General features: G+C 45.2%; 16 protein-coding genes, 1 tRNA gene and 1 pseudogene. 8 read left to right on the top strand and 10 right to left on the bottom strand.

All coding sequences use genetic code 11. The features are described from left to right. Positions 1–73: 73 nt before the first annotated feature. From ACU8XX_RS07385 to ACU8XX_RS07365, 5 genes are all read right to left on the bottom strand, one after another. Positions 74–637 (bottom strand): fimbrial protein, encoded by a 564-nt coding sequence (locus ACU8XX_RS07385; RefSeq protein ID WP_000033328.1) that lies wholly within the window; start codon positions 635–637, stop codon positions 74–76. Between the two features lie 683 nt (positions 638–1320). Then, positions 1321–1806, bottom strand: coding sequence for a phosphohistidine phosphatase SixA (gene sixA, locus ACU8XX_RS07380; protein ID WP_001195819.1), 486 nt, complete (start codon positions 1804–1806; stop codon positions 1321–1323). Between the two features lie 202 nt (positions 1807–2008). Continuing rightward, positions 2009–4153 carry a fatty acid oxidation complex subunit alpha FadJ gene (gene fadJ, locus ACU8XX_RS07375; protein WP_000424985.1) on the bottom strand — a complete coding sequence of 715 codons (2145 nt, stop codon included), beginning with the start codon at positions 4151–4153 and terminating at the stop codon, positions 2009–2011. After that, positions 4153–5463: an acetyl-CoA C-acyltransferase FadI gene (gene fadI, locus ACU8XX_RS07370; protein ID WP_000531931.1), complete on the bottom strand. Its 1311-nt coding sequence runs from the start codon at positions 5461–5463 to the stop codon at positions 4153–4155. The genes fadJ and fadI overlap by 1 nt, the downstream gene beginning before the upstream one ends. Positions 5464–5642: 179 nt before the next feature. Beyond that, entirely contained in the window at positions 5643–5927 is a 285-nt protein-coding gene (locus ACU8XX_RS07365; RefSeq protein WP_000030901.1) for a YfcZ/YiiS family protein, read from the bottom strand. A 371-nt stretch (positions 5928–6298) separates the two neighbouring features. Between ACU8XX_RS07365 and fadL the strand changes: the two genes are divergently transcribed. Together fadL and ACU8XX_RS07355 are read left to right on the top strand one after the other, a co-directional pair. After that, positions 6299–7639: a long-chain fatty acid transporter FadL gene (gene fadL, locus ACU8XX_RS07360; RefSeq protein WP_001296861.1), complete on the top strand. Its 1341-nt coding sequence runs from the start codon at positions 6299–6301 to the stop codon at positions 7637–7639. Positions 7640–8005: 366 nt separating this feature from the next. Continuing rightward, a pseudogene (locus tag ACU8XX_RS07355) lies at positions 8006–9261 on the top strand (hypothetical protein). Between the two features lie 181 nt (positions 9262–9442). Here the strand turns inward: ACU8XX_RS07355 and mlaA are convergent. After that, positions 9443–10198: a phospholipid-binding lipoprotein MlaA gene (gene mlaA, locus ACU8XX_RS07350; RefSeq protein WP_000776768.1), complete on the bottom strand. Its 756-nt coding sequence runs from the start codon at positions 10196–10198 to the stop codon at positions 9443–9445. Positions 10199–10491: 293 nt separating this feature from the next. Here mlaA and ACU8XX_RS07345 point away from each other — a divergent pair, with 293 nt between their 5' ends. Together ACU8XX_RS07345 and ACU8XX_RS07340 are read left to right on the top strand one after the other, a co-directional pair. After that, positions 10492–11424 (top strand): formate/nitrite transporter family protein, encoded by a 933-nt coding sequence (locus ACU8XX_RS07345; protein ID WP_016242292.1) that lies wholly within the window; start codon positions 10492–10494, stop codon positions 11422–11424. A 75-nt stretch (positions 11425–11499) separates the two neighbouring features. Beyond that, positions 11500–11574, top strand: a tRNA-Arg gene (locus ACU8XX_RS07340). Positions 11575–11669: 95 nt separating this feature from the next. Here the strand turns inward: ACU8XX_RS07340 and dsdC are convergent. Continuing rightward, positions 11670–12605 carry a DNA-binding transcriptional regulator DsdC gene (dsdC, locus tag ACU8XX_RS07335; RefSeq protein ID WP_001300996.1) on the bottom strand — a complete coding sequence of 312 codons (936 nt, stop codon included), beginning with the start codon at positions 12603–12605 and terminating at the stop codon, positions 11670–11672. Positions 12606–12822: 217 nt separating this feature from the next. Between dsdC and dsdX the strand changes: the two genes are divergently transcribed. Together dsdX and dsdA are read left to right on the top strand one after the other, a co-directional pair. Then, complete coding sequence (gene dsdX / locus ACU8XX_RS07330) at positions 12823–14160, top strand: D-serine transporter DsdX (RefSeq protein ID WP_000556048.1); 1338 nt, start codon at positions 12823–12825, stop codon at positions 14158–14160. Between the two features lie 17 nt (positions 14161–14177). Beyond that, a complete protein-coding gene (dsdA, locus tag ACU8XX_RS07325; RefSeq protein WP_000426427.1) occupies positions 14178–15506 on the top strand; it encodes a D-serine ammonia-lyase in 1329 nt (442 codons plus the stop codon). Positions 15507–15613: 107 nt separating this feature from the next. On the opposite strand, the gene emrY is transcribed toward dsdA, so the two are convergent. Together emrY and emrK are read right to left on the bottom strand one after the other, a co-directional pair. Next, positions 15614–17152, bottom strand: a complete 1539-nt coding sequence (gene emrY / locus ACU8XX_RS07320; protein ID WP_001018714.1) for a multidrug efflux MFS transporter permease subunit EmrY — start codon at positions 17150–17152, stop codon at positions 15614–15616. Then, positions 17152–18315, bottom strand: a complete 1164-nt coding sequence (emrK, locus tag ACU8XX_RS07315) for a multidrug efflux MFS transporter periplasmic adaptor subunit EmrK (RefSeq protein ID WP_000435167.1) — start codon at positions 18313–18315, stop codon at positions 17152–17154. The genes emrY and emrK overlap by 1 nt, the downstream gene beginning before the upstream one ends. A gap of 415 nt (positions 18316–18730) precedes the next feature. On the opposite strand from emrK, the gene evgA reads away from it, so the two are divergent. Then, entirely contained in the window at positions 18731–19345 is a 615-nt protein-coding gene (evgA, locus tag ACU8XX_RS07310; RefSeq protein WP_000991370.1) for an acid-sensing system DNA-binding response regulator EvgA, read from the top strand. Between the two features lie 4 nt (positions 19346–19349). Further along, complete coding sequence (gene evgS / locus ACU8XX_RS07305) at positions 19350–22943, top strand: acid-sensing system histidine kinase EvgS (protein WP_001326970.1); 3594 nt, start codon at positions 19350–19352, stop codon at positions 22941–22943. 55 nt (positions 22944–22998) lie between these two features. Here evgS and yfdE read toward each other — a convergent pair whose 3' ends face one another. Continuing rightward, positions 22999–24144, bottom strand: a complete 1146-nt coding sequence (yfdE, locus tag ACU8XX_RS07300; protein WP_001296867.1) for a CoA:oxalate CoA-transferase — start codon at positions 24142–24144, stop codon at positions 22999–23001. Between the last annotated feature and the right edge of the window lie 54 nt (positions 24145–24198).

Below are 24198 nucleotides of genomic sequence, written 5' to 3'. Positions count from 1 at the left end.
CTATCCGTTTTTATTCTTGTTCGGTCAAAATCCATTTAAATCCCCCATAGCAGTGTCGCTATGGGGGTATGCCTTACAGGTAAGTAATCTGGAAGGTGGTATTTGCTTCGAAATTACCCAGATCTGGCGCATCAGCTGCGCCGACCAGCCAGGCTTTAAAGTTCAGTGTCTGCTTCGCTTTGCCTTTATTAGTAGAAGTGTCTTTCACTATTTTCTGGTCAATACCCATGCCGCTTTTGTAAGAGGTACCCAGAGAGTCACCGATCGCCAGGCTAACATTGTTAAATGCCGCACCGGTATCGGTATTGAAAATGGTGTAATAATTGCCGCTATTTGCAGAAGAAACGGTACCAGTAAAGGTAGTGGTCATTGTTTCCTGAGTATCAAATACGCAATCTTGCAGACGAATCTGGAAACTTTTCGGCGTGGTGGTGCCGTTATTTTTCAGTTTTTCGGCACCGATATCACCCATATCAACTTCCAGTTTGTGATCGTCCGGAACGATAGAACACACTGAGTCTTCAATGGTGCCGTAAAAACGTGCAGTACCGTTGTTACCCGCAGCGATTGTTGCCGTAGAGGTGAACACGCCCATCACCATTGCCGCAGCAATAGCTGTTTTAACAAACTTACTCATTATTTGTCCTTAAACTATAAATAATTAAAAATATAAACATTGCAATACATTGATTCAGTCAATAGCCAATGTTTATACCCAGCCATTGAATACGGCATGCGATCCAAAAAGAACAGGTCGTAGAAAATTGTATTCGTTGGTGTGGGGCCGCATAGTGATGTTTCCACACCCCTGATGCAATTTAATTTTACTAAAGAGTAAATGTAGATTTAATTAATATATTGACAAAAGAAAGGTTATCTTAAGGACATCCTTAAAAAATACGGAATAAGTATTTAGAAAAAATAGAAAGTATATCAATAATGAATATCAACAGCTTAAAAAACAAACAATGAACATATAATGCGTTTGGCATTTATCCACTTTTGACAATATAATATATAAACACTATAGCCAGAATTTAATCAAGTTTCAATTACATCCTGCCTGATTATTCAACTCTATTTTCTCTATTATCTGTATTAATAAATGACAATGAGTGTCAAACAGACATTATTCATTTCAACATGTAACTTTGGGCAAAATCAAGATACGCGCAGAAGAATAATTTCCGAATGAAAGTAGAAAGTGTTTTATTTATAGATGGGGAGAGTCTTCGATAGTAGTGAGGTTGACAGATATCCGCTGCCTGATGAGCAATTATGCCCAATGAATCTACCTCATTGGGCATAATTTGGAACTCATCAGATAGCTTTTGCCATCTTCAGATTACACGGGCTCATCTGCCAGTTGAATGTGCCGTTTCCGCTTTCATCAAGCGTTACGCTGGCAATGGCCGAGGTGGTAAACATAGGCGGCGTTTCGCCCGGACATAACTCGGCAACCAGATACCCGACTAACGGTAAGTGAGAGATCACCAGTACCGAAGCAACACCTTCATTGGTCAACGCCTGCAAATAGGCACTGACCAGACCAACATCGCCGCAGGGCGTTAACTCCGGCAGAACTTCTGCACTGGAAGGCAGGTTCAGACAATCCCCTACTTCTTCCAGTGTTTGCTCGGCTCGCAGGAACGGGCTCACCAGAACGCGTTCGATTTCCACTTTTTGACCTTTCAGCCAGTTCGCCATCAGGCGAGATTCGTCACAACCATTAGTGGTCAGAGGACGAACCGAATCACTGGCGGCATCGAGGGCTGCGTCGCCGTGACGCATGATAAAAACTTGCATATTGCACCGCTTTTGTTAACCAGATTCGCCCATTTTCTTTCATCTGAAACCAGAGAAAGAAAACGGTGGCCGGCATTGTGCCTTATCCATTCACCGAATGAAACGCTGTTTTTTACCTCAATGGCGTAAGTATAGTCAATATGCGTTTACATTTTGACCAACACTCCGCCATTCAGCGCGGATTCATATAGCTTTGACCTTCTTATTGCAGGTCAGTTGCAGTTGTTTTCCAAAAACTTTCCCCACGCGCGCCCATCTCGACCAAACGCTCGCAAGGGGTAAAACGGGAACCATACTGCGTGGCCAGTCGTTGCATTATTGCAACCACTTCGCCCGCGCCGAGAGAATCGATATAGCGGAACGGTCCACCGAGAAATGGCGGAAAACCAATGCCAAATACCGCACCAATATCCCCGTCACGCACGCTACGGATAACCTGCTCATCAACACAACGTACTGCTTCATTCAGCATCAACATCACACACCGTTCAGCAACCTGCGGTGCGGAGAGTCGCCCCTGCCCTTGTGCGCCAATGAGCGGGTAAATGGCAGGATCGACCTGTTTTTTGCTTTTACGCCCTTTCTGACCATAAAGATAGAAACCCCGACCATTTTTTCTGCCTTTGCGATCGTCGTTCAAAATTGAAGAAACAACATTTGCAGGCGCGCTAAAACGTTCTCCATAAGCGGCTTCCAGTACAGGAATAATTTTAGTCCCGGTGTCGATTCCTACCTCATCCAAAAGTTGGATTGGGCCTACCGGAAAACCAAATTTCACTAGCGCAGCATCAATGTGCTCTACCCGTTCACCTTCGGTCAGCATGCGGATAGCTTCATTAATGTAAGGCGCTAAGATGCGATTGACGTAAAACCCGGCTTTGTCACGCACGACAATGGGAGTTTTGCCCTGTTTTTTCGCCAGTTTTACCGTAGTGGCGATGGTTTGCGCCGATGTACCCGCATGAGGAATAATCTCTACCAGCGGCATTTTTTCCACCGGACTGAAGAAATGCAGGCCAATAACTTGCTCAGGTCGCGCGGCGTGAGCGGCGATATCACCAATCGGTAAAGATGACGTGTTCGAAGCAAAAATGGTATGAGCGGCGCAATTTTGCTCCACTTCCGCCACCATCTGTTGTTTTAATTCGAGATTTTCAAACACCGCTTCAATAATCAGATCGCGATGGGCAAAGCCGCGATAGTCCGTCGTTCCGGAGATTAATGCCAGCTGTTTGTCACGTTCGCTGGCTTTGAGATGACGACGGCGAACTTTGCCCTCCAGCTGATCCCAACTGTACTTCAGCGCATGATTTATGCCCTGCGGGTTGATATCTTTAATTCTGACCGGAAGCCCCGCTTTACAAGCGGTGACATAAGCAATACCGGCGCCCATCAAGCCACCACCTAAAATCCCCACGCTGTTTAATGGCGCAGGCGGCGCATCACTGCCGGGATCTTTCTTCACGTCCGTACTGGCAAAAAAGATACTACGCAGAGCCTGCGATTGCGGCGTCATCGCCAGTTCGCCAAACGCCCGTGCTTCAGCGTCATAGCCACTGCTGGTGCCCTGCGCTAATCCCGTTTCGACAACCTCCAGGATGCGTTCTGTCGCCGGATAGTTACCTTGAGTTTTGTGTTCTGTTTTCTTGCCGACCATTTTGAACAGCAGCGCACGACCTAACGGCCCCGCCAGAATACGCTCGCGTACAGGTAGAGGGCGGGAAGATGGGCGATCCTTCTTTGCCAGCTCAACAGCGGCTTCCAGCAGAATGGAGTGCGGAACGACGTCATCCACCAGCCCCAGCTTTAATGCCTGTTTCGCCCGAAGTTGTTTTCCGGTGAGGATCATCTCTAATGCTGTGCTGACGCCTATCAGACGCGGTAAACGCTGGGTGCCGCCTGAACCGGGTAACAATCCAAGTTGTACTTCAGGCAAACCGAGCACCGTTTTAGGATCGTCAGTACAAACGCGACCGTGGCACGCCAGCGCCAACTCCAGCCCACCACCCAGGCAAGCGCCATGAATAGCCGCGATAACCGGAATGGGCAAAGCATGAATCTCCGCCATCAACTGTTGGCCCTGCCGCGCCAGAGCTTCCGCTTCTTGCGCCGTTTTGCAGTTGCCGATCATGTTGATGTCTGCTCCGGCGATAAAATTGTCCGGTTTCGCGGAGATAAACACCACGCCGCGCAACTCTTTGTTTTCACGGAGTTGCTTAATAATGGCGCGCACCTGCGAGGCAAATTCCGCCTTCAGGGTATTCATTTTCTCATCCGGTACGTCGATGGTGATGATAGCAATGTTGTCCAGACGAACATTAAGAGTAAACGCTGATGCCATTTCCATTATTCCGCCTCCAGAACCATTGCCGCGCCAAGCCCACCGGCAGCACAGGCGGTAACTAAACCAAATCCACCGCCGCGACGGCGAAGTTCATGCAATGTCTGGGTAATCATCCGTGCGCCGGTCGCCGCGAAGGGATGTCCGTAAGCAATCGAACCGCCAAGCACGTTAAATTTGCTATCGTCCACTTCGCCAGTGGCATGTGCACGCCCCAGTACATCACGAGCAAAACGTTCACTACCCAGCAACTGAATATTCGCCAGTGTCTGAGCTGCAAAGGCTTCGTGCATATCGATCAATGTCAGATCGCTCATCGTCAAACCGGCACGCTCCAGCGCCAGCGGTGTTGACCAGGCTGGACCGAGCAACATGTCCTGCCAGACATCAATCGCAGTAAATGCGTAGCTGCGCAGATACCCCAGCGGCACCAGCCCTAATTCTTTCGCCCGGGATTCAGTCATCAGGATCACCGCTGCCGCGCCATCGGTCAGCGGCGTACTGTTTGCCGCCGTTACCGTTCCGTGTTTGCGATCAAACGCCGGGCGCAGCTTTGCGTAATCGGCAAGCGAGGAATTACCGCGAATATTGTTGTCTTCGACAAGCGGTTGTTTATAAGGAGGGATAAAGGCAGTCATCACCTCTTCTTTGAGTTTTCCGTCTGACCATGCCTGAGCGGCACGCTGATGCGAACGGTGCGCTAATGCATCTTGCTGTTCTCGGGTGATGCCGTAGGTTTTCGCCATTTGCTCTGCGGTGTCACCCATCCGCAAGCCGGTAGAATATTCTGCTACCGCAGGCGGTACGGGCATTAAGTCGCGCAAACGCAGGCGAGAGAAGAGTTTCAGGCGCTGTCTCATGATTCGAGCTTTGTTGAAATCAACCAGCACGCGCGCCAGTTTTTTACTGACGCCAATTGGCAATACGGAAGAGGAATCTGCCCCACCGGCAATCCCCGCTCGAATAGTTCCCGCCATCAGGCTTTCTGCGACGTTTGCAACTGCCTGGAAACTGGTAGCGCAAGCGCGGCTGACGCTGTAAGCATCGGTATGCACATTCATTCCCGTACCGAGAACAATTTCACGCGCAATGTTGGGGGCTTCAGGCATTTGTACGACCTGACCAAAGACCAGTTGTTCAATCACTTCAGCGGGGATCTCGCTGCGTGCCAGCAGTTCGCCTACCACCATCTTCCCTAAATCAACCGCGGGAATGCCATGAAAAGCCGTCGCCTGGCGGGCAAAAGGCGTACGTAAACCGCTAACAATGGCGATACGATCGCCCTGGCGGGTAACCAGCGGTAAAACCTGACCCATAACACTCCCCTGTAAAAAATAAATAAAGTGGTCTGACCTGATCATAGTCTTAACCATTTTTTTACATTTAGCCAAGCGGAGAAAAGGGAAAGTGGGAGCTATGACACAGAGAGAAAAGAAGAAGAGAAAAGAAAACGCCCCTGCCAGCAACTGACAGGGGCGTACGTACCCGAGAGGAATTAACGCAGACCCAGCTGGAAGATCAGCATTTCAGCTTCGCAGGCAAAAGTGAAATCGATATCCAGGCGCACACCGTCAGACTCTTCAGTGAAAGTCGGGGAGATTTTGCACGGTTCGGATTCCACGCTACGGGCTTTCTCAGTCAGCGCCGCCAGCGTTTGTTCTGCTTCTGCGCGGTTTGCAAACACGCGGCTGTAAGACGCGGTGCAGTCGGAGTTGTCCATAATGGTGCCAACATCCATACAGCAGCAAACCGGGGTTTCATCAGCACTACATTTACTCATCGTTGATTTCCTCTGTATGTGCACCCAAGGTGCCAGATAAACGTTGTGGATATTTTACGCTTCCGGAAAGTGCTGCTCCAGTTGTTAATTCTGCAAAATCGGATAAGTGACCGAAATCACACTTAAAAATGATCTAAAACAAAATTCACCCGAATCCATGAGTGCGCCACCTCCAAATTTTGCCAGCTGGATCGCGTTTCTTAGATCATATTTGAAAAAAGATAGAAACATACTTGCAACATTCCAGCTGGTCCGACCTATACTCTCGCCACTGGTCTGATTTCTAAGATGTACCTCAGACCCTACACTTCGCGCTCCTGTTACAGCACGTAACATAGTTTGTATAAAAATAAATCATTGAGGTTATGGTCATGAGCCAGAAAACCCTGTTTACAAAGTCTGCTCTCGCAGTCGCAGTGGCACTTATCTCCACCCAGGCCTGGTCGGCAGGCTTTCAGTTAAACGAATTTTCTTCCTCTGGCCTGGGCCGGGCTTATTCAGGGGAAGGTGCAATTGCCGATGATGCAGGTAACGTTAGCCGTAACCCCGCATTGATTACCATGTTTGACCGCCCGACATTTTCTGCGGGTGCGGTTTATATTGACCCGGATGTAAATATCAGCGGAACGTCTCCATCTGGTCGTAGCCTGAAAGCCGATAACATCGCGCCTACGGCATGGGTTCCGAACATGCACTTTGTTGCACCGATTAACGACCAATTTGGTTGGGGCGCTTCTATTACCTCTAACTATGGCCTGGCAACAGAGTTTAACGATACTTATGCAGGCGGCTCTGTCGGGGGTACAACCGACCTTGAAACCATGAACCTGAACTTAAGCGGTGCGTATCGCTTAAATAATGCATGGAGCTTTGGTCTTGGTTTCAACGCCGTCTACGCTCGCGCGAAAATTGAACGTTTCGCAGGCGATCTGGGGCAGTTGGTTGCTGGTCAGATTATGCAATCTCCTGCCGGGCAAACTCCTCAAGGGCAAGCATTGGCAGCTACCGCCAACGGTATCGACAGTAATACCAAAATCGCTCATCTGAACGGTAACCAGTGGGGCTTTGGCTGGAACGCCGGAATCCTGTATGAACTGGATAAAAATAACCGCTATGCACTGACCTACCGTTCTGAAGTGAAAATTGACTTCAAAGGTAACTACAGCAGCGATCTTAATCGTGCGTTTAATAACTACGGTTTGCCAATTCCTACCGCGACAGGTGGCGCAACGCAATCGGGTTATCTGACGCTGAACCTGCCTGAAATGTGGGAAGTGTCAGGTTATAACCGTGTTGATCCGCAGTGGGCGATTCACTATAGCCTGGCTTACACCAGCTGGAGTCAGTTCCAGCAGCTGAAAGCGACCTCAACGAGTGGCGACACGCTGTTCCAGAAACATGAAGGCTTTAAAGATGCTTACCGCATCGCGTTGGGTACCACTTATTACTACGATGATAACTGGACCTTCCGTACAGGTATCGCCTTTGATGACAGCCCAGTTCCGGCTCAGAATCGTTCTATCTCCATTCCGGACCAGGACCGTTTCTGGCTGAGTGCAGGTACGACTTACGCATTTAATAAAGATGCTTCAGTCGACGTTGGTGTTTCTTATATGCACGGTCAGAGCGTGAAAATTAACGAAGGCCCATACCAGTTCGAGTCTGAAGGTAAAGCCTGGCTGTTCGGTACTAACTTTAACTACGCGTTCTGATAACACGTTCGCCTGGATAAAGTCACCTGCATAGCAGGTGACTTTAACTCCCCCACTTCACCGAAAGTAGTGTCCTCATTGCTTACCTCCTGAGTTTTGCAAACAGCCTGATGGCAGCTTGCCCTTTCAAATCAATAAGCGGTATCCACAGACAAACCTGAAGGGAAAGGCATATTTTCAGGCGTTCTGCTCGTCCTTCTCAAAGAGTTTACTTTTCTGAATTTCCAGGATACTCACCCCCCCCTGGCTATTGTGCGCTCATACACTCAAATTAAAGATAGGTTCTAAATAAATGAGCGTTTTTTGATAGTCTATTTCATTAGGTAATATATATTTGTAACAAATCAATCAAAATGGAATAAAATCATGCTACCATCTATTTCAATCAACAATACCAGCGCAACTTACCCAGAATCCATTAATGAAAATAACAATGATGAAGTTAATGGATTAGTACAAGAGCTCAAAAACCTTTTTAATGGTAAGGAAGGAATAAGCACCTGTATTAAACATCTACTTGAGCTTATAAAAAACGCCATACGAGTAAACGACGATCCTTATAGATTTAATATTAATAATTCCTCAGTTACTTATATTGATATTGGCTCCAATGATACAGACCATATTACTATTGGTATCGATAACCAAGAAACAATAAAATTACTTGCGAGCTATAAAACAAAGAACTCGTCCGTGCTATCATTAATGACAACATAGTTGAGAAGACTCATGATGATATAAATAATGCTGAATTTACTGATGGTATTATTGTTAGTGGTATTGATGATCGTAGTGATATTGGCATTGACTCCAATGATACAGACGATATTACTTTTGATAATCAAGAACCAACAAAATCACCTGCGAACGATGAAAACAAAAAAGTCGGCCAAACCATCATCAATGAAAATGTAGTAGAGAATACTGATGATATCAATAACAAGAAAAATATCTTCAGCGCAATAAAAGAAATATATAATGGAGATCCTGATTTCATTTTCGATAAAATATCACGTAACCTCATACATACTGTAACGAAATTCGATGAGAACGAGAAAAGCAAACCAACGGACTTATTTACCTGGCACGGTAAAGATAAAAAATACAACACTCTCGCCATTGTAATTAAAAATATAAACGGAAACGATTATTTATCGCTCGGTTACTACGATCAGGACAACTACCACATTAAAAGAGGAATTCGTATTAATGGTGATAGTCTCACACAATATTGTAGTGAAAACGCCAGGAATGCTTCAGCGTCATTTGAAAGCAATAAAGCTCTCATGGCAGAATTATTTGCAACAGGTATAAATCATCAAGTTGTAAACGAACTCAACGGGGAAAGACTGAAAGAACCAAACGAAGTTTTTAAACGTTATGGTCGAGCAATAAGATATAATTTTCAAGTGGACAATGCAAAATATAGACGCAATAATGTAAAAGAAATAGTTTCTACTTTATTCGATAACGAAGTTAACACTGACCATTCTCAAAATATATATGTGCACTATAAGAAACTCGAAGGTAAAATTGAAGAAAGGCTTCAAAATTGCCAGACGGAATATCAAAATGAAATTAATCAACTATCTGCGTTAGGTGTTAATTTTGATGATATTTAAAATTATTTTTCCAGTTTTTTGATTTTTCAACGACTGAATATCGGAAATAGTCAATGACGAACATCAGTATTTTTACATCATTACGTCCGGGTCATTGTCGGTTTATCTCCTTTTACTTATGGTAATTGAGGGATAACAACAAAAAAGGTGAGTTTTGCGACTCACCTTTTTTATTTATTTCTTATTCAGAATCGATATCTTTTAAATCATCCTGAATCGCTTGCGCGTTCGGATTTTCCTGCGGTTTGAGTTCGCCGCCATTAGCGATGAAATCATGACGCTGGAAGTACGCTTCGCGCACCATAATATAAGGATCGGACGACTGACGCAGCAGACCATCGGAATCCAACAACTGCGCACGAGTTTCTATCCCTTCAAGCGTCCATTTACCCACAGACATCGGCCAGGTCAGCCAGGAAAGAACCGGGTAAAGACCATCCGCCATATCACCACCGTCATCACGCAGCGTGAAGCTACCGTAGAACGGTAACTGGACGTAAGGCCCATAACCCACGCCATAATGACCAAGCGTACTACCGAAGCGGTGAGGTTCAGTCCGTTGCAGTTTCGGGTTCGCCATCCCTGCAACATCAATAAAACCGCCCATCCCCAAAATGGTGTTCAGGAAAAAGCGGGTAAAGTGGACCATCCCCTGATAAGGGTCGCCCTGCAAGAAGTAGTTAACCATCACCGCAGGTTCTTCAAGGTTGCCAGTAAAGTTGCTCAAACCGTTACGCGCCGGTTGCGGAACATAATCACGCCAGGCGACAGCGACCGGTCGAACAATATACGGGTCTAATACATTGAAGTTGAAGTTGTACATGGTGCGGTTGAACCCTTCTAACGGGTCAGAACGCCCTTGCTGATCTGTACCGGAACTCGCACACCCCACCAGAAGCGTAGTTCCCAGAGCAAGCGCCGACAGGCGAAGCTTCATAAATGTCTCCCTGTTTTTTTATGGCTTATGCAGTTTGCCATCCATGACGGAACGATACCGTATCCGCCTGTTTAGGTGTGGGCGATTGTAACAGCACGTCAACTGATGTCCAGACGCCCTGATTTGCTGATTTGATCATAGCCTGGTAATCGCCGCCCTGTAGGCTACTTGATTCTATAGAAACAGAAAAAGGCAAACGCAGCCTTTTCTACATTTTCAGAGTAACTCCCGTCAGTTGCGAGCAAAAAAGCCGCTACGCTTTAGCTATACGTGCTAATTCAAGAGAAGAGACCATGGACAACGACAAAATTGATCAACACAGCGACGAAATTGAAGTTGAGAGCGAAGAAAAAGAGCGCGGCAAAAAAATAGAAATAGATGAAGACCGACTCCCCTCCCGGGCGATGGCAATTCATGAGCATATCCGCCAGGATGGTGAAAAAGAGCTGGAACGCGACGCAATGGCGCTACTGTGGTCAGCCATTGCGGCGGGTCTGTCGATGGGCGCTTCGTTACTGGCAAAAGGGATATTTCATGTCGAACTGGAAGGTGTGCCGGGCAGCTTCTTGCTGGAGAATCTCGGTTATACCTTTGGTTTTATTATCGTCATTATGGCCCGCCAGCAATTATTTACCGAAAATACCGTGACTGCGGTACTACCCGTCATGCAAAAACCGACAATGAGCAACGTCGGCTTACTTATACGGTTATGGGGCGTCGTGCTGCTGGGTAATATTCTCGGGACAGGTATTGCGGCGTGGGCATTTGAATATATGCCTATCTTCAATGAAGAAACTCGCGATGCATTTGTCAAAATCGGCATGGATGTGATGAAGAACACCCCCAGCGAGATGTTTGCCAACGCGATCATTTCCGGCTGGCTGATCGCCACTATGGTTTGGATGTTTCCTGCAGCGGGTGCGGCAAAGATTGTGGTGATTATATTGATGACCTGGCTTATTGCCCTGGGTGACACCACCCATATCGTGGTCGGTTCTGTTGAAATCCTCTATCTGGTGTTTAACGGTACGCTGCACTGGAGCGATTTCATCTGGCCCTTCGCACTACCTACTTTAGCGGGGAACATCTGCGGCGGCACCTTTATCTTCGCGTTAATGAGTCATGCACAGATTCGTAACGACATGAGCAATAAGCGTAAAGCAGAAGCACGCCAAAAAGCAGAACGTGCGGAAAACATTAAGAAAAATGATAAAAACCCGGCATAAATGGCGAGGGTTTAAGCAATCGAGCGGCAGCGTACTTACCCCGCACTCCATTAGCGGGTATACTCATGCCGCATTGTCCTCTTAGTTAAATGGATATAACGAGCCCCTCCTAAGGGCTAATTGCAGGTTCGATTCCTGCAGGGGACACCATCCTTGTGTTTATCCCTAAAACCACATAAAAACCGTAAATTAAATTCGAACTAGCAGGCCGAATAAGGCACACCAGGAACTCGTGGTTTTATTCATTATGAAGTGGTTTTTACCTGTTCTCTTAGCCAGGTAATAAACGCTTCAATTTTTGGCCACTGCCTGCCCGGTAATGTGGTGATGTAATAATGCTGATGGCATTTCACCGTCATATCGCCAAACGGCGCGACGAGCTCACCACTGGCAAGCCTTTTTTGTACCAGGCGTTTTCTTCCCATCGCCACCCCAATATGATTCATCGCGGCAATAACAGCTAAATCAGAACGATCAAAGCCAATTCCAGAAGATGTCGGCAAATTAACCGCATAATGTTGCGCCCAACTATGCCATTCATCCGTACCGGAGTCGTTGCTCCATGCCTGTCTGTCATGGAGCAACGTACAGTGACACAGGTTAATTACCGTGTTGGTTAAAGCATGTCTTTGAGCGTATTCCGGGCTACATACTGGCAGGATTTCTTCATCCATCAGAAAGTGATGAGTGAGTTGCGCTGACGGCGCATCATCAAAGTAGATCGCCAAATCGATTCCGGCACGTTGCAGATTGACGTTGTCATTACCAGTGAGCACGGTGAGCGAAATAGACGGATACCGGCGTGTAAAGTCACCTAATGCGGGCACCAACCAGCATTGGGCGATAGAGGGCCGGGAATACAGAGTTAACGTTCCCGATAACTCCTGATTTTTGATATCAAGAATTTCCTGGTTCAGGGTATCCAGCGACGATTTTAGCGCCCAATAAACACGTTTCCCCTCGTGCGTTAATTCCACTTTGCGATGGGAACGAACAAACAACTGAATGCCCAATTCTTCTTCCAGCTGATTGATACGGTGACTTACCGCACTGGGGCTCAGCGACAATTCCTCTGCCGCCAGGGCGAAGGACTGATGCCTGGCAGCCACTTCAAAAGTATGCATTTTTGATAATTGCCAGCCGTTAAGCAGCCGATTTCTTATTTCACGAAGGGGTTCCATAATCACCTCATTTTTCGCTTAAGTGTAAAAAAATAGCGGCAAAATTTCAGCTATGAGATGAGCTAAAGTGAACCATATCTCAATTCACCTTCATTTTTAGATGTAAATCACTCCATTGATGCAATTTACCTCATGTGAAAGGCAAATTTTATCGTTTGTCAGCCTGCGTTGTTTTTTTGTCCAATATCATCAGGTTAATCACAGGGGAAGGTGAGATATGCACTCTCAAATCTGGGTTGTGAGCACGCTGCTTATCAGCATCGTGTTAATTGTACTGACCATCGTGAAGTTCAAATTCCACCCGTTTCTGGCGCTGTTGCTGGCCAGCTTCTTCGTGGGAACGATGATGGGCATGGGGCCACTGGATATGGTAAATGCTATTGAAAGTGGAATTGGCGGAACGCTGGGGTTCCTCGCAGCGGTTATCGGCCTTGGCACGATACTGGGAAAAATGATGGAAGTATCCGGGGCCGCAGAAAGAATTGGTCTGACACTTCAACGCTGCCGCTGGCTTTCAGTTGATGTCATTATGGTGCTGGTTGGCCTGATTTGTGGCATCACGCTGTTTGTTGAAGTGGGCGTCGTGCTATTGATTCCTCTGGCTTTTTCAATTGCCAAAAAAACCAATACCTCATTATTAAAGCTTGCCATTCCGCTATGTACCGCATTGATGGCAGTGCACTGCGTGGTTCCTCCACATCCGGCTGCTTTATATGTTGCCAATAAGCTGGGCGCAGATATCGGTTCGGTGATCGTCTACGGTTTGCTGGTTGGGCTGATGGCATCACTGATCGGTGGCCCACTTTTCCTTAAATTTCTGGGTCAACGACTGCCCTTTAAACCTGTACCCACAGAGTTTGCAGATCTCAAAGTTCGCGATGAAAAAACACTACCGTCATTAGGCGCAACGTTATTCACCATACTGCTACCCATTGCGCTGATGTTGGTTAAAACGATTGCCGAATTGAATATGGCGCGTGAGAGTGGTTTGTATATCTTGGTTGAGTTTATTGGCAACCCTATCACTGCCATGTTTATCGCCGTGTTTGTCGCCTATTATGTGTTGGGTATACGCCAGCATATGAGCATGGGGACGATGCTCACACATACAGAAAATGGCTTCGGTTCTATTGCTAATATTTTGCTGATTATCGGGGCCGGAGGCGCATTCAACGCCATTTTAAAAAGCAGCAGTCTCGCTGATACGCTGGCAGTTATTCTCTCCAATATGCATATGCACCCGATTCTTCTGGCCTGGTTAGTGGCTCTTATTCTGCATGCGGCAGTGGGCTCCGCTACCGTGGCAATGATGGGGGCAACGGCAATTGTTGCACCCATGCTGCCGCTGTATCCCGACATCAGCCCGGAAATTATTGCGATTGCTATCGGTTCAGGTGCAATTGGCTGCACGATCGTTACGGACTCGCTTTTCTGGCTAGTGAAGCAATATTGCGGCGCTACGCTCAATGAAACATTTAAATACTATACGACAGCGACATTTATCGCTTCAGTCGTCGCTCTGGCGGGCACATTCCTGCTGTCATTTATCATCTAAGCGCAAAGAGACGTACTATGGAAAACGCTAAAATGAACTCGCTCATCGCCCAGTATCCGTTGGTAAAGGATCTGGTTGCTCTTAAAGAAACCACCTGGTTTAATCCTGGCACGACCTCATTGGCTGAAGGTTTACCTTATGTTGGCCTGACCGAACAGGATGTTCAGGACGCCCATGCGCGCTTATCCCGTTTTGCACCCTATCTGGCAAAAGCATTTCCTGAAACTGCTGCCACTGGGGGGATTATTGAATCAGAACTGGTTGCCATTCCAGCTATGCAAAAACGGCTGGAAAAAGAATATCAGCAACCGATCAGCGGGCAACTGTTACTGAAAAAAGATAGCCATTTGCCCATTTCCGGCTCCATAAAAGCACGCGGCGGGATTTATGAAGTCCTGGCACACGCAGAAAAACTGGCTCTGGAAGCGGGGTTGCTGACGCTTGATGATGACTACAGCAAACTGCTTTCTCCGGAGTTTAAACAGTTCTTTAGCCAATACAGCATTGCTGTGGGCTCAACCGGAAATCTGGGGTTATCAATCGGCATTATGAGCGCCCGCATTGGCTTTAAGGTGACAGTTCATATGTCTGCTGATGCCCGGGCATGGAAAAAAGCGAAACTGCGCAGCCATGGCGTTACGGTCGTGGAATATGAGCAAGATTATGGTGTTGCCGTCGAGGAAGGACGTAAAGCAGCGCAGTCTGACCCGAACTGTTTCTTTATTGATGACGAAAATTCCCGCACGTTGTTCCTTGGGTATTCCGTCGCTGGCCAGCGTCTTAAAGCGCAATTTGCCCAGCAAGGCCGTATCGTCGATGCTGATAACCCTCTGTTTGTCTATCTGCCGTGTGGTGTTGGCGGTGGTCCTGGTGGCGTCGCATTCGGGCTTAAACTGGCGTTTGGCGATCATGTTCACTGCTTTTTTGCCGAACCAACGCACTCCCCTTGTATGTTGTTAGGCGTCCATACAGGATTACACGATCAGATTTCTGTTCAGGATATTGGTATCGACAACCTTACCGCAGCGGATGGCCTTGCAGTTGGTCGCGCATCAGGCTTTGTCGGGCGGGCAATGGAGCGTCTGCTGGATGGCTTCTATACCCTTAGCGATCAAACCATGTATGACATGCTTGGCTGGCTGGCGCAGGAAGAAGGTATTCGTCTTGAACCTTCGGCACTGGCGGGTATGGCCGGACCTCAGCGCGTGTGTGCATCAGTAAGTTACCAACAGATGCACGGTTTCAGCGCAGAACAACTGCGTAATACCACTCATCTGGTGTGGGCGACGGGAGGTGGAATGGTGCCGGAAGAAGAGATGAATCAATATCTGGCAAAAGGCCGTTAATAACGTTTCAACGCAGCATCGCAATCCTTTCCCTGGGTGAGCGATGCTGCCGATGGCGCAGACTTAAGATCCCCGGTCTTACCCGCTATAACCCCCTCCTTTTATCATCACCCAACGCCTTTCGCTGTAAACGGCGGTTTCGCAAACCAAACCAAAACCGTAAGTAAGATAAAAGCAATAGCCGCCATACGGAAAATCTCATTTGCAGAAATAGAAAGTGACTGCTGGGTTATTTCATTATTAATTTCATTAAGAACTCCTGAAAGCGAACCATAATATTTATCCATAATTTGTGACGATGAATTAAACACGGGGTTAAATTGATCGATGGTTGCTGTCAACTGACTATGGTGTAACGATTCGCGTCGTCCCCACAGCGTCATTGTCAACGACGTACCAACTGATCCTGACAAGGTACGAAAAAAATTACTCATACTCGAGGCATTGGCAAATTTATTATCTGGCAAGCCTGAAAACGAAATCGTTGTTAAGGGTAAAAAGAAACAGGCAACGGCGAATCCCTGAAAAAACTGCGGCAAAATGATGCCTGTAAAATCAATCGTTGGCATAAATGTCACAGAACGCCAGTAATAGCAAACCGCATACATCAAAAAACTAAATGTCACTAACAACCGCATGTCTATTTTGTTGCCATAACGTCCTATCAAAGGTGAAATTAATAGTGGCATGATGCCGATGGGCGCATAAGCAAGTCCGGCCCATATCGCATTATACCCCATCGTTTCCTGGAGTAACTGCGGCATAAGGACGATCGCTCCAGAGTAAAATAAATACGCGCATGTGATACTCACAATACCAATGGTGAAGTTACGGGACTTAAACAAACTGAGATCAAGAATCGGGTTCTCTGAGGTCGACTCCCAAATGACTAAAGAGATCAGAGAAATAACTGATACTACTGTTAATATTATTATTGTACTCGAGTTGAACCAATCCAGATCGCGCCCTTTATCAAGCATAATTTGCAAGCCACCAACACCGAGCACTAACAGGGTCAGTCCTGGTAGATTCATTTTGACCGGTGAAGTCTCAGTTTCTCTTCCTTTAAGTAAGGTTAAGCATAATGTCAGGACGATAATCCCCATAGGGACATTGATTAAAAATATCCAACCCCAGCTAAAGTTATCACAAATATAACCGCCCAATATCGGCCCACATATCGGAGCGATAATCACGGTCATTGACCATAATGCCAGAGCAAATGTTCTTTTTTCTGGTGGGTAATTCCTTAATAATAAACTCTGTGACAGTGGAATTAACGGCCCCGCCATTAACCCCTGAACGACTCTAAAAAATATCAGCACATCAAGATTGGTCGATAGGCTACACATTAATGAAGACAGCGAAAAAAAGGTTACTGAAAGTAAAAATAATCTTAATTCGCCTATTCTTTGTGCCAACCTGCCAGTAACAGGGATCGCAATGGCATTTGCTACACCAAACGAGGTGATAACCCAGGTGCCTTCGTCTGTTGATGCTCCCAGAAAGCCAGATATTGTCGGTATTGCGACGTTAGAAATAGTGGAATCCAACATTTGCATAAATGTCGCTAATGACAATGCAATAGTGACGCACCATAACGTCCCACCGGTTAATGGTGCCGGAGTTGATTTAGTGATTGCCATTAAAGTTGTCCATTATGCGAAATAATGTTGCTAATTTCTTTTTCTATCGGACTGGTATCGATAACTAAAGCCTTACTGGTATAAGCCGGCATGGAGGTCACGGTTGAAGCCAGCTCAGGCATCTCGGCAATGTCTTCGTTCTTCGTATCAATAGTTGCTGTCATCGATAAACCAATACGCAAGGGATGTTCCATGAGTTCTTTTGGATCAAGAGAAACTTCAACCGGTACACGCTGAACGATTTTGATCCAGTTCCCTGTCGCATTTTGTGCAGGTAATAAGGAGAACGCATTGCCGGTTCCCATATTGATCCCTGTCACCCGACCATGAAACACAACATTTTCACCATAAAGATCGCTGATAATATTGACCGATTGACCAATCCGTACATCCGTGAGTTGTGTTTCTTTAAAGTTGGCATTAACCCACATTTGACGTGCCGGTACGACAGCCATTAACGATTGTCCGGGGCTCACTGTTTCGCCGACCTGAACACTTCTCTGGGCAATATAGCCGGTAACCGGACTCTTAATATCCGTACGTTTAAGCGCCAACCAGGCTTCTTTAGTTGCATCCGCCGCTTCAACGACTTGTGGCTGACGGTTTAATGGTGTGTTCATTACTAAAGCTTTATTCGCTTTATAAGCCTGGATAGCGGCATTCAATGCCGCTTTGCTACTTATTAACGTATCTTTGGTATGCTCCAGCGTTTCTTTTGAAATAACCCCCTGCTTCGCTAACGGCACTCGACGGTTATAATCTTCTAAAGATTGTTGATACTGAATACGTGCTGAAGCGACTTCGGCACTGTATTGTTTATCCTGTAAGTATAGTTTATTCGTTTGCCGAACAATATTTGCCAGATTATTTTTAGCTTTATTGAGTGCGATAGTGGCATCAGTTTTATCCAGTGAAACTAAAATGTCACCTTGTCGAACGTAGTTCGTATCTTTATGATTAACGACAGTGACACTACCTGAGACTTGTGCAGAAATTGGATCTGCATTCCCCGTGACATAGGCGTCATCTGTACTAATCATGTCTTCTAATTCCATTGACCAATAGGCATAGGCACCTGAAAACGCAATAAATAAAACTACCGCCAATAAAGAAAAGTATTTTCTTCTGTTAGAATGTTTTTTATTTGAATTAATCTGTTCCACTATTATCTCTCATTTCTCATAGATGAAATTTATGAATTGAATGAAAAGAGCATTCATTCTTCATATCAAACACAGTGCATGTGTTGCACATTATCCCAGGAACGTTGGAGGCCTAATTTAAATGAGGTGCAAAAAAAACAACAGAGGACTAAACCGTGGCTTTTGCAATACAATTCTTACGCCTGTAGGATTAGTAAGAAGACTTATAGTGCCAACTTGAAACTATAAATCATCGGTACAATCCCTGATTTTATTGTTGACATTTCATTTATGCCGACTATTTATATGGTATACTTGTCGAATTATCTTAAAGGAAGCTCAGATTTTCTTATTTTTATTGAGAAAATGAGATGACGCCTTATGTCTGTATTACTACAGGGAGAAGGGAGATGCTTCATTGCAAAGGGAATAATCTATGAACGCAATAATTATTGATGACCATCCTCTTGCTATCGCAGCAATTCGTAATTTATTGATCAAAAACGATATTGAAATCTTAGCAGAGTTGACTGAAGGCGGAAGTGCCGTTCAGCGGGTGGAAACACTTAAGCCTGATATCGTCATCATTGATGTCGATATCCCCGGAGTTAACGGTATCCAGGTGTTAGAAACGCTGAGGAAGCGCCAATATAGCGGAATTATTATTATCGTCTCCGCTAAAAATGACCATTTTTACGGGAAACATTGTGCTGATGCTGGCGCTAATGGTTTCGTGAGTAAAAAAGAAGGCATGAACAATATCATTGCGGCTATTGAAGCTGCAAAAAATGGCTACTGCTATTTCCCCTTCTCTCTCAACCGGTTTGTTGGAAGTTTAACGTCCGACCAGCAAAAACTCGACTCCTTATCGAAACAAGAAATTAGTGTCATGCGGTATATTCTTGATGGCAAGGATAATAATGACATTGCTGAAAAAATGTTCATCAGCAACAAAACTGTCAGCACTTATAAAAGTCGCCTGATGGAAAAATTAGAATGTAAATCACTGATGGATCTTTACACATTCGCACAACGTAACAAAATCGGCTAACCACATGAAGTTTTTACCCTATATTTTTCTTCTCTGTTGTGGTCTTTGGTCGACCATAAGTTTCGCAGACGAAGATTACATCGAATATCGTGGCATCAGTAGTAACAACCGTGTCACACTTGATCCACTACGTCTGAGCAACAAGGAATTACGTTGGTTAGCGAGCAAAAAAAATCTTGTGATTGCAGTACATAAGTCCCAAACGGCTACGTTGTTGCATACCGATTCGCAGCAACGGGTTCGTGGTATTAATGCTGATTATTTAAATCTTTTAAAAAGAGCGTTAAATATCAAATTAACACTCCGGGAATACGCAGATCATCAAAAAGCAATGGACGCGCTTGCAGAAGGTGAAGTCGATATAGTGTTATCACATTTAGTTACTTCGCCGCCTCTTAATAATGACATTGCTGCAACCAAACCATTGATAATTACCTTTCCGGCGCTGGTAACCACCCTTCACGACTCAATGCGACCGCTTACCTCACCAAAACCAGTAAATATTGCTCGGGTAGCAAATTACCCCCCAGACGAGGTAATTCATCAATCATTTCCAAAAGCAACAATTATCTCTTTTACAAATTTATATCAGGCATTAGCATCCGTCTCAGCTGGGCACAATGATTACTTTATTGGTAGTAACATCATTACCAGCAGTATGATTTCCCGCTATTTCACTCACTCCTTAAATGTAGTGAAATATTATAACTCGCCGCGTCAATATAATTTTTTCTTGACCAGAAAAGAATCTGTCATTCTTAATGAAGTACTCAATAGATTTGTTGATGCTTTAACAAATGAAGTTCGCTATGAAGTATCACAAAATTGGCTTGATACAGGAAACCTGGCCTTTCTGAACAAACCATTAGAACTCACTGAACATGAAAAACAGTGGATTAAGCAGCATCCCAATTTAAAGGTGCTGGAAAATCCTTACTCGCCCCCCTATTCTATGACGGATGAAAATGGCTCGGTTCGGGGCGTTATGGGGGACATTCTTAATATTATTACCTTGCAAACAGGTTTAAATTTTTCTCCGATCACCGTTTCACACAATATCCATGCTGGAACACAGCTTAGCCCCGGAGGATGGGATATAATACCTGGCGCTATTTATAGTGAAGATCGAGAAAATAATGTTTTATTTGCTGAAGCCTTCATAACAACGCCTTACGTTTTTGTCATGCAAAAAGCGCCTGACAGTGAACAAACATTAAAAAAAGGAATGAAAGTTGCCATTCCATATTATTATGAGCTGCATTCGCAATTAAAAGAGATGTATCCGGAGGTTGAATGGATACAGGTCGATAATGCCAGCGCTGCATTTCACAAGGTTAAGGAAGGTGAACTTGATGCTCTGGTCGCGACACAGCTAAATTCGCGTTACATGATCGATCATTACTATCCTAATGAACTTTATCATTTTCTTATTCCTGGCGTTCCGAATGCATCGCTTTCGTTCGCTTTTCCTCGCGGAGAACCGGAACTTAAGGATATTATTAATAAAGCACTGAATGCAATTCCCCCAAGCGAAGTTCTGCGCCTGACGGAAAAATGGATTAAAATGCCCAATGTGACCATTGACACATGGGACCTATATAGCGAGCAATTTTATATTGTTACGACATTATCCGTTTTATTAGTTGGCAGTAGCCTTTTATGGGGATTCTACCTGTTACGCTCAGTTCGTCGTCGTAAAGTCATTCAGGGTGATTTAGAAAACCAAATATCATTCCGAAAAGCACTCTCGGATTCCTTACCGAATCCAACTTATGTTGTAAACTGGCAAGGTAATGTCATTAGTCATAATAGTGCTTTTGAACATTATTTCACTGCGGATTACTACAAAAATGCAATGTTACCATTAGAAAACAGTGACTCACCCTTTAAAGATGTTTTTTCTAATGCGCATGAAGTCACAGCAGAAACGAAAGAAAATCGAACAATATACACACAGGTATTTGAAATTGATAATGGCATCGAGAAAAGATGCATTAATCACTGGCATACATTATGCAATCTTCCTGCAAGTGACAATGCAGTATATATTTGTGGTTGGCAAGATATTACTGAAACGCGTGATCTAATTAATGCACTCGAGGTAGAAAAAAATAAAGCGATAAAGGCTACCGTAGCAAAAAGTCAGTTTCTGGCAACGATGAGTCACGAAATAAGAACACCAATAAGCTCTATTATGGGCTTCCTGGAACTTCTGTCGGGTTCTGGTCTTAGCAAGGAGCAACGGGTGGAGGCGATTTCACTTGCCTACGCCACCGGACAATCACTCCTCGGCTTAATTGGTGAAATCCTTGATGTCGACAAAATTGAATCGGGTAACTATCAACTTCAACCACAATGGGTCGATATCCCTACTTTAGTCCAGAACACTTGTCACTCTTTCGGTGCGATTGCTGCAAGCAAATCGATCGCATTAAGTTGCAGCAGTACGTTTCCTGAACATTACCTGGTTAAGATCGACCCTCAGGCGTTTAAGCAGGTCTTATCAAATTTACTGAGTAATGCTCTCAAATTTACCACCGAGGGGGCAGTAAAAATTACGACCTCCCTGGGTCACATTGATGACAACCACGCTGTTATCAAAATGACGATTATGGATTCTGGAAGTGGATTATCGCAGGAAGAACAACAACAACTGTTTAAACGCTACAGCCAAACAAGTGCAGGTCGTCAGCAAACAGGTTCTGGTTTAGGCTTAATGATCTGCAAAGAATTAATTAAAAATATGCAGGGCGATTTGTCATTAGAAAGTCATCCAGGCATAGGAACAACATTTACGATCACAATCCCGGTAGAAATTAGCCAGCAAGTGGCGACTGTCGAGGCAAAAGCAGAACAACCCATCACACTACCTGAAAAGTTGAGCATATTAATCGCGGATGATCATCCGACCAACAGGCTATTACTCAAACGCCAGCTAAATCTATTAGGATATGATGTTGATGAAGCCACTGATGGTGTGCAAGCGCTACACAAAGTCAGTATGCAACATTATGATCTGCTTATTACTGACGTTAATATGCCGAATATGGATGGTTTTGAGTTGACTCGCAAACTCCGTGAGCAAAATTCTTCCTTACCCATCTGGGGGCTTACAGCCAACGCACAGGCTAACGAACGTGAAAAAGGGTTAAGTTGCGGCATGAACTTATGTTTGTTCAAACCGTTGACCCTGGATGTACTGAAAACACATTTAAGTCAGTTACACCAAGTTGCGCATATTGCACCTCAGTATCGCCACCTTGATATCGAAGCCCTGAAAAATAATACGGCGAACGATCTACAACTGATGCAGGAGATTCTCATGACTTTCCAGCATGAAACGCATAAAGATCTACCCGCTGCGTTTCAAGCACTAGAAGCTGGCGATAACAGAACTTTCCATCAGTGTATTCATCGCATCCACGGTGCGGCTAACATCCTGAATTTGCAAAAGTTGATTAATATTAGCCATCAGTTAGAAATAACACCTGTTTCAGATGACAGTAAGCCTGAAATTCTTCAGTTGCTGAACTCTGTAAAAGAACACATTGCAGAGCTGGACCAGGAGATTGCTGTTTTCTGTCAGAAAAATGACTAAATAGCGGCTCCCACAATGTTCAAATGTGGGAGCTATTTACCAGCACATCTTACATTTATGATGAGAACTCCTGGCGAATTTGTTCCCCATGCTGGTCGAGCGTTGCCGCTCCCGGCATAACATGCGGGTCCGCGCAGCCGCTGATTTTTATCGGATTACCCGGCATCATTATTCCCCCGGCTTCAATCAACATATTTCTCGCCTGAGTTTGTGGCAATTTAATGGCCTCAGCCACACTTAATAACGGCGCGACGGGTACACCAACTTCATGTATTCTGGCTAACCAAACTTCAGCTGCCTGCGTTTTTAACGTCCGCTCAATATATTGTTTAAGAATAGCCTGGTTTTGTACGCGTAAAATATTGCTGCTAAATCGGGGATCATTAACCAGTTCCGTAAGCTCCAGTGCCTGGCATAACGCAGAAAAAAGCTTGTCATTACCACAACAAATCGTAATCGGCTTATCCTGAGTATTGAAAACATCAAAAGGTGCCATGTAGGGATGGCGATTTCCCAGACGTTGTGGTGACTTCCCTGTCGCGATATATGCCATCAGACCATGCTCCAGAAAACTCAGCGTGGCATCAAACATCGCTATATCGACATGCGCCCCTCTCTGGCTCTTTTCACGGCCATAAAGTGCACTCACTATTCCGCTGAATAAATAGACACCGCCGCATAGATCCGCAAGAGATGTACCAACGCGCACTGGCGGAGCATCAGGATATCCTGTTTCCATCATTATCCCGCTCATTGCCTGAATGATGGTATCGTAGGCAGGAGCATCTTTTAGCGGACCGGTATGTCCGAAACCTGACGATGAAGCATATATGAGGCGCGGGTTGATTTCTTGAAGCGTTTCCCATGAAAACCCCAGTTTTTCCATTGTACCTGGGCGAAAATTCTCAGCTAATACATCAGCTTGTTTGAGCATATTTATAAATATACTTTTATCGTGATCATTCTTTAAATCAAGAACCACACTCTCTTTGCCATGATTAATAAAACTGTAATAGAGTGACTGTCCATCCACATAGGGACCAAATGTGCGGGTATCATCACCATGACCCGGCGGCTCAACTTTAATTACCCTTGCGCCCATATTACAAAGAAGTTGAGTTCCGAAAGGTCCATTAAGGACATGTGTCATATCGATAACTAATAAGCCTTCAAACGGCCCTTTGCTTTCATTATTTGTCATTTGCTTATGCCTTGAAAAAAGCCGAAGGTGAAAAGACACTTCGGCATTTATGTA

The organism is Escherichia sp. MAL-1 (assembly GCF_052948035.1).
The sequence above is the reverse complement of the archived record's forward strand: the minus strand, read 5'-3'. Positions and strand labels throughout refer to the sequence as shown.

Bases quoted from the DNA above. Each gene is read 5' to 3' on its own strand.
- evgA (WP_000991370.1), top strand. From the start codon at position 18,731: ATGAACGCAATAATTATTGATGACCATCCTCTTGCTATCGCAGCAATT.
- fadL (WP_001296861.1), top strand. From the start codon at position 6,299: ATGAGCCAGAAAACCCTGTTTACAAAGTCTGCTCTCGCAGTCGCAGTG.
- yfdE (WP_001296867.1), bottom strand. From the start codon at position 24,144: ATGACAAATAATGAAAGCAAAGGGCCGTTTGAAGGCTTATTAGTTATC.
- dsdX (WP_000556048.1), top strand. From the start codon at position 12,823: ATGCACTCTCAAATCTGGGTTGTGAGCACGCTGCTTATCAGCATCGTG.
- sixA (WP_001195819.1), bottom strand. From the start codon at position 1,806: ATGCAAGTTTTTATCATGCGTCACGGCGACGCAGCCCTCGATGCCGCC.
- evgS (WP_001326970.1), top strand. From the start codon at position 19,350: ATGAAGTTTTTACCCTATATTTTTCTTCTCTGTTGTGGTCTTTGGTCG.
- dsdC (WP_001300996.1), bottom strand. From the start codon at position 12,605: ATGGAACCCCTTCGTGAAATAAGAAATCGGCTGCTTAACGGCTGGCAA.
- fadJ (WP_000424985.1), bottom strand. From the start codon at position 4,153: ATGGAAATGGCATCAGCGTTTACTCTTAATGTTCGTCTGGACAACATT.
- ACU8XX_RS07365 (WP_000030901.1), bottom strand. From the start codon at position 5,927: ATGAGTAAATGTAGTGCTGATGAAACCCCGGTTTGCTGCTGTATGGAT.
- mlaA (WP_000776768.1), bottom strand. From the start codon at position 10,198: ATGAAGCTTCGCCTGTCGGCGCTTGCTCTGGGAACTACGCTTCTGGTG.
- ACU8XX_RS07385 (WP_000033328.1), bottom strand. From the start codon at position 637: ATGAGTAAGTTTGTTAAAACAGCTATTGCTGCGGCAATGGTGATGGGC.
- dsdA (WP_000426427.1), top strand. From the start codon at position 14,178: ATGGAAAACGCTAAAATGAACTCGCTCATCGCCCAGTATCCGTTGGTA.
- emrY (WP_001018714.1), bottom strand. From the start codon at position 17,152: ATGGCAATCACTAAATCAACTCCGGCACCATTAACCGGTGGGACGTTA.
- ACU8XX_RS07345 (WP_016242292.1), top strand. From the start codon at position 10,492: ATGGACAACGACAAAATTGATCAACACAGCGACGAAATTGAAGTTGAG.
- fadI (WP_000531931.1), bottom strand. From the start codon at position 5,463: ATGGGTCAGGTTTTACCGCTGGTTACCCGCCAGGGCGATCGTATCGCC.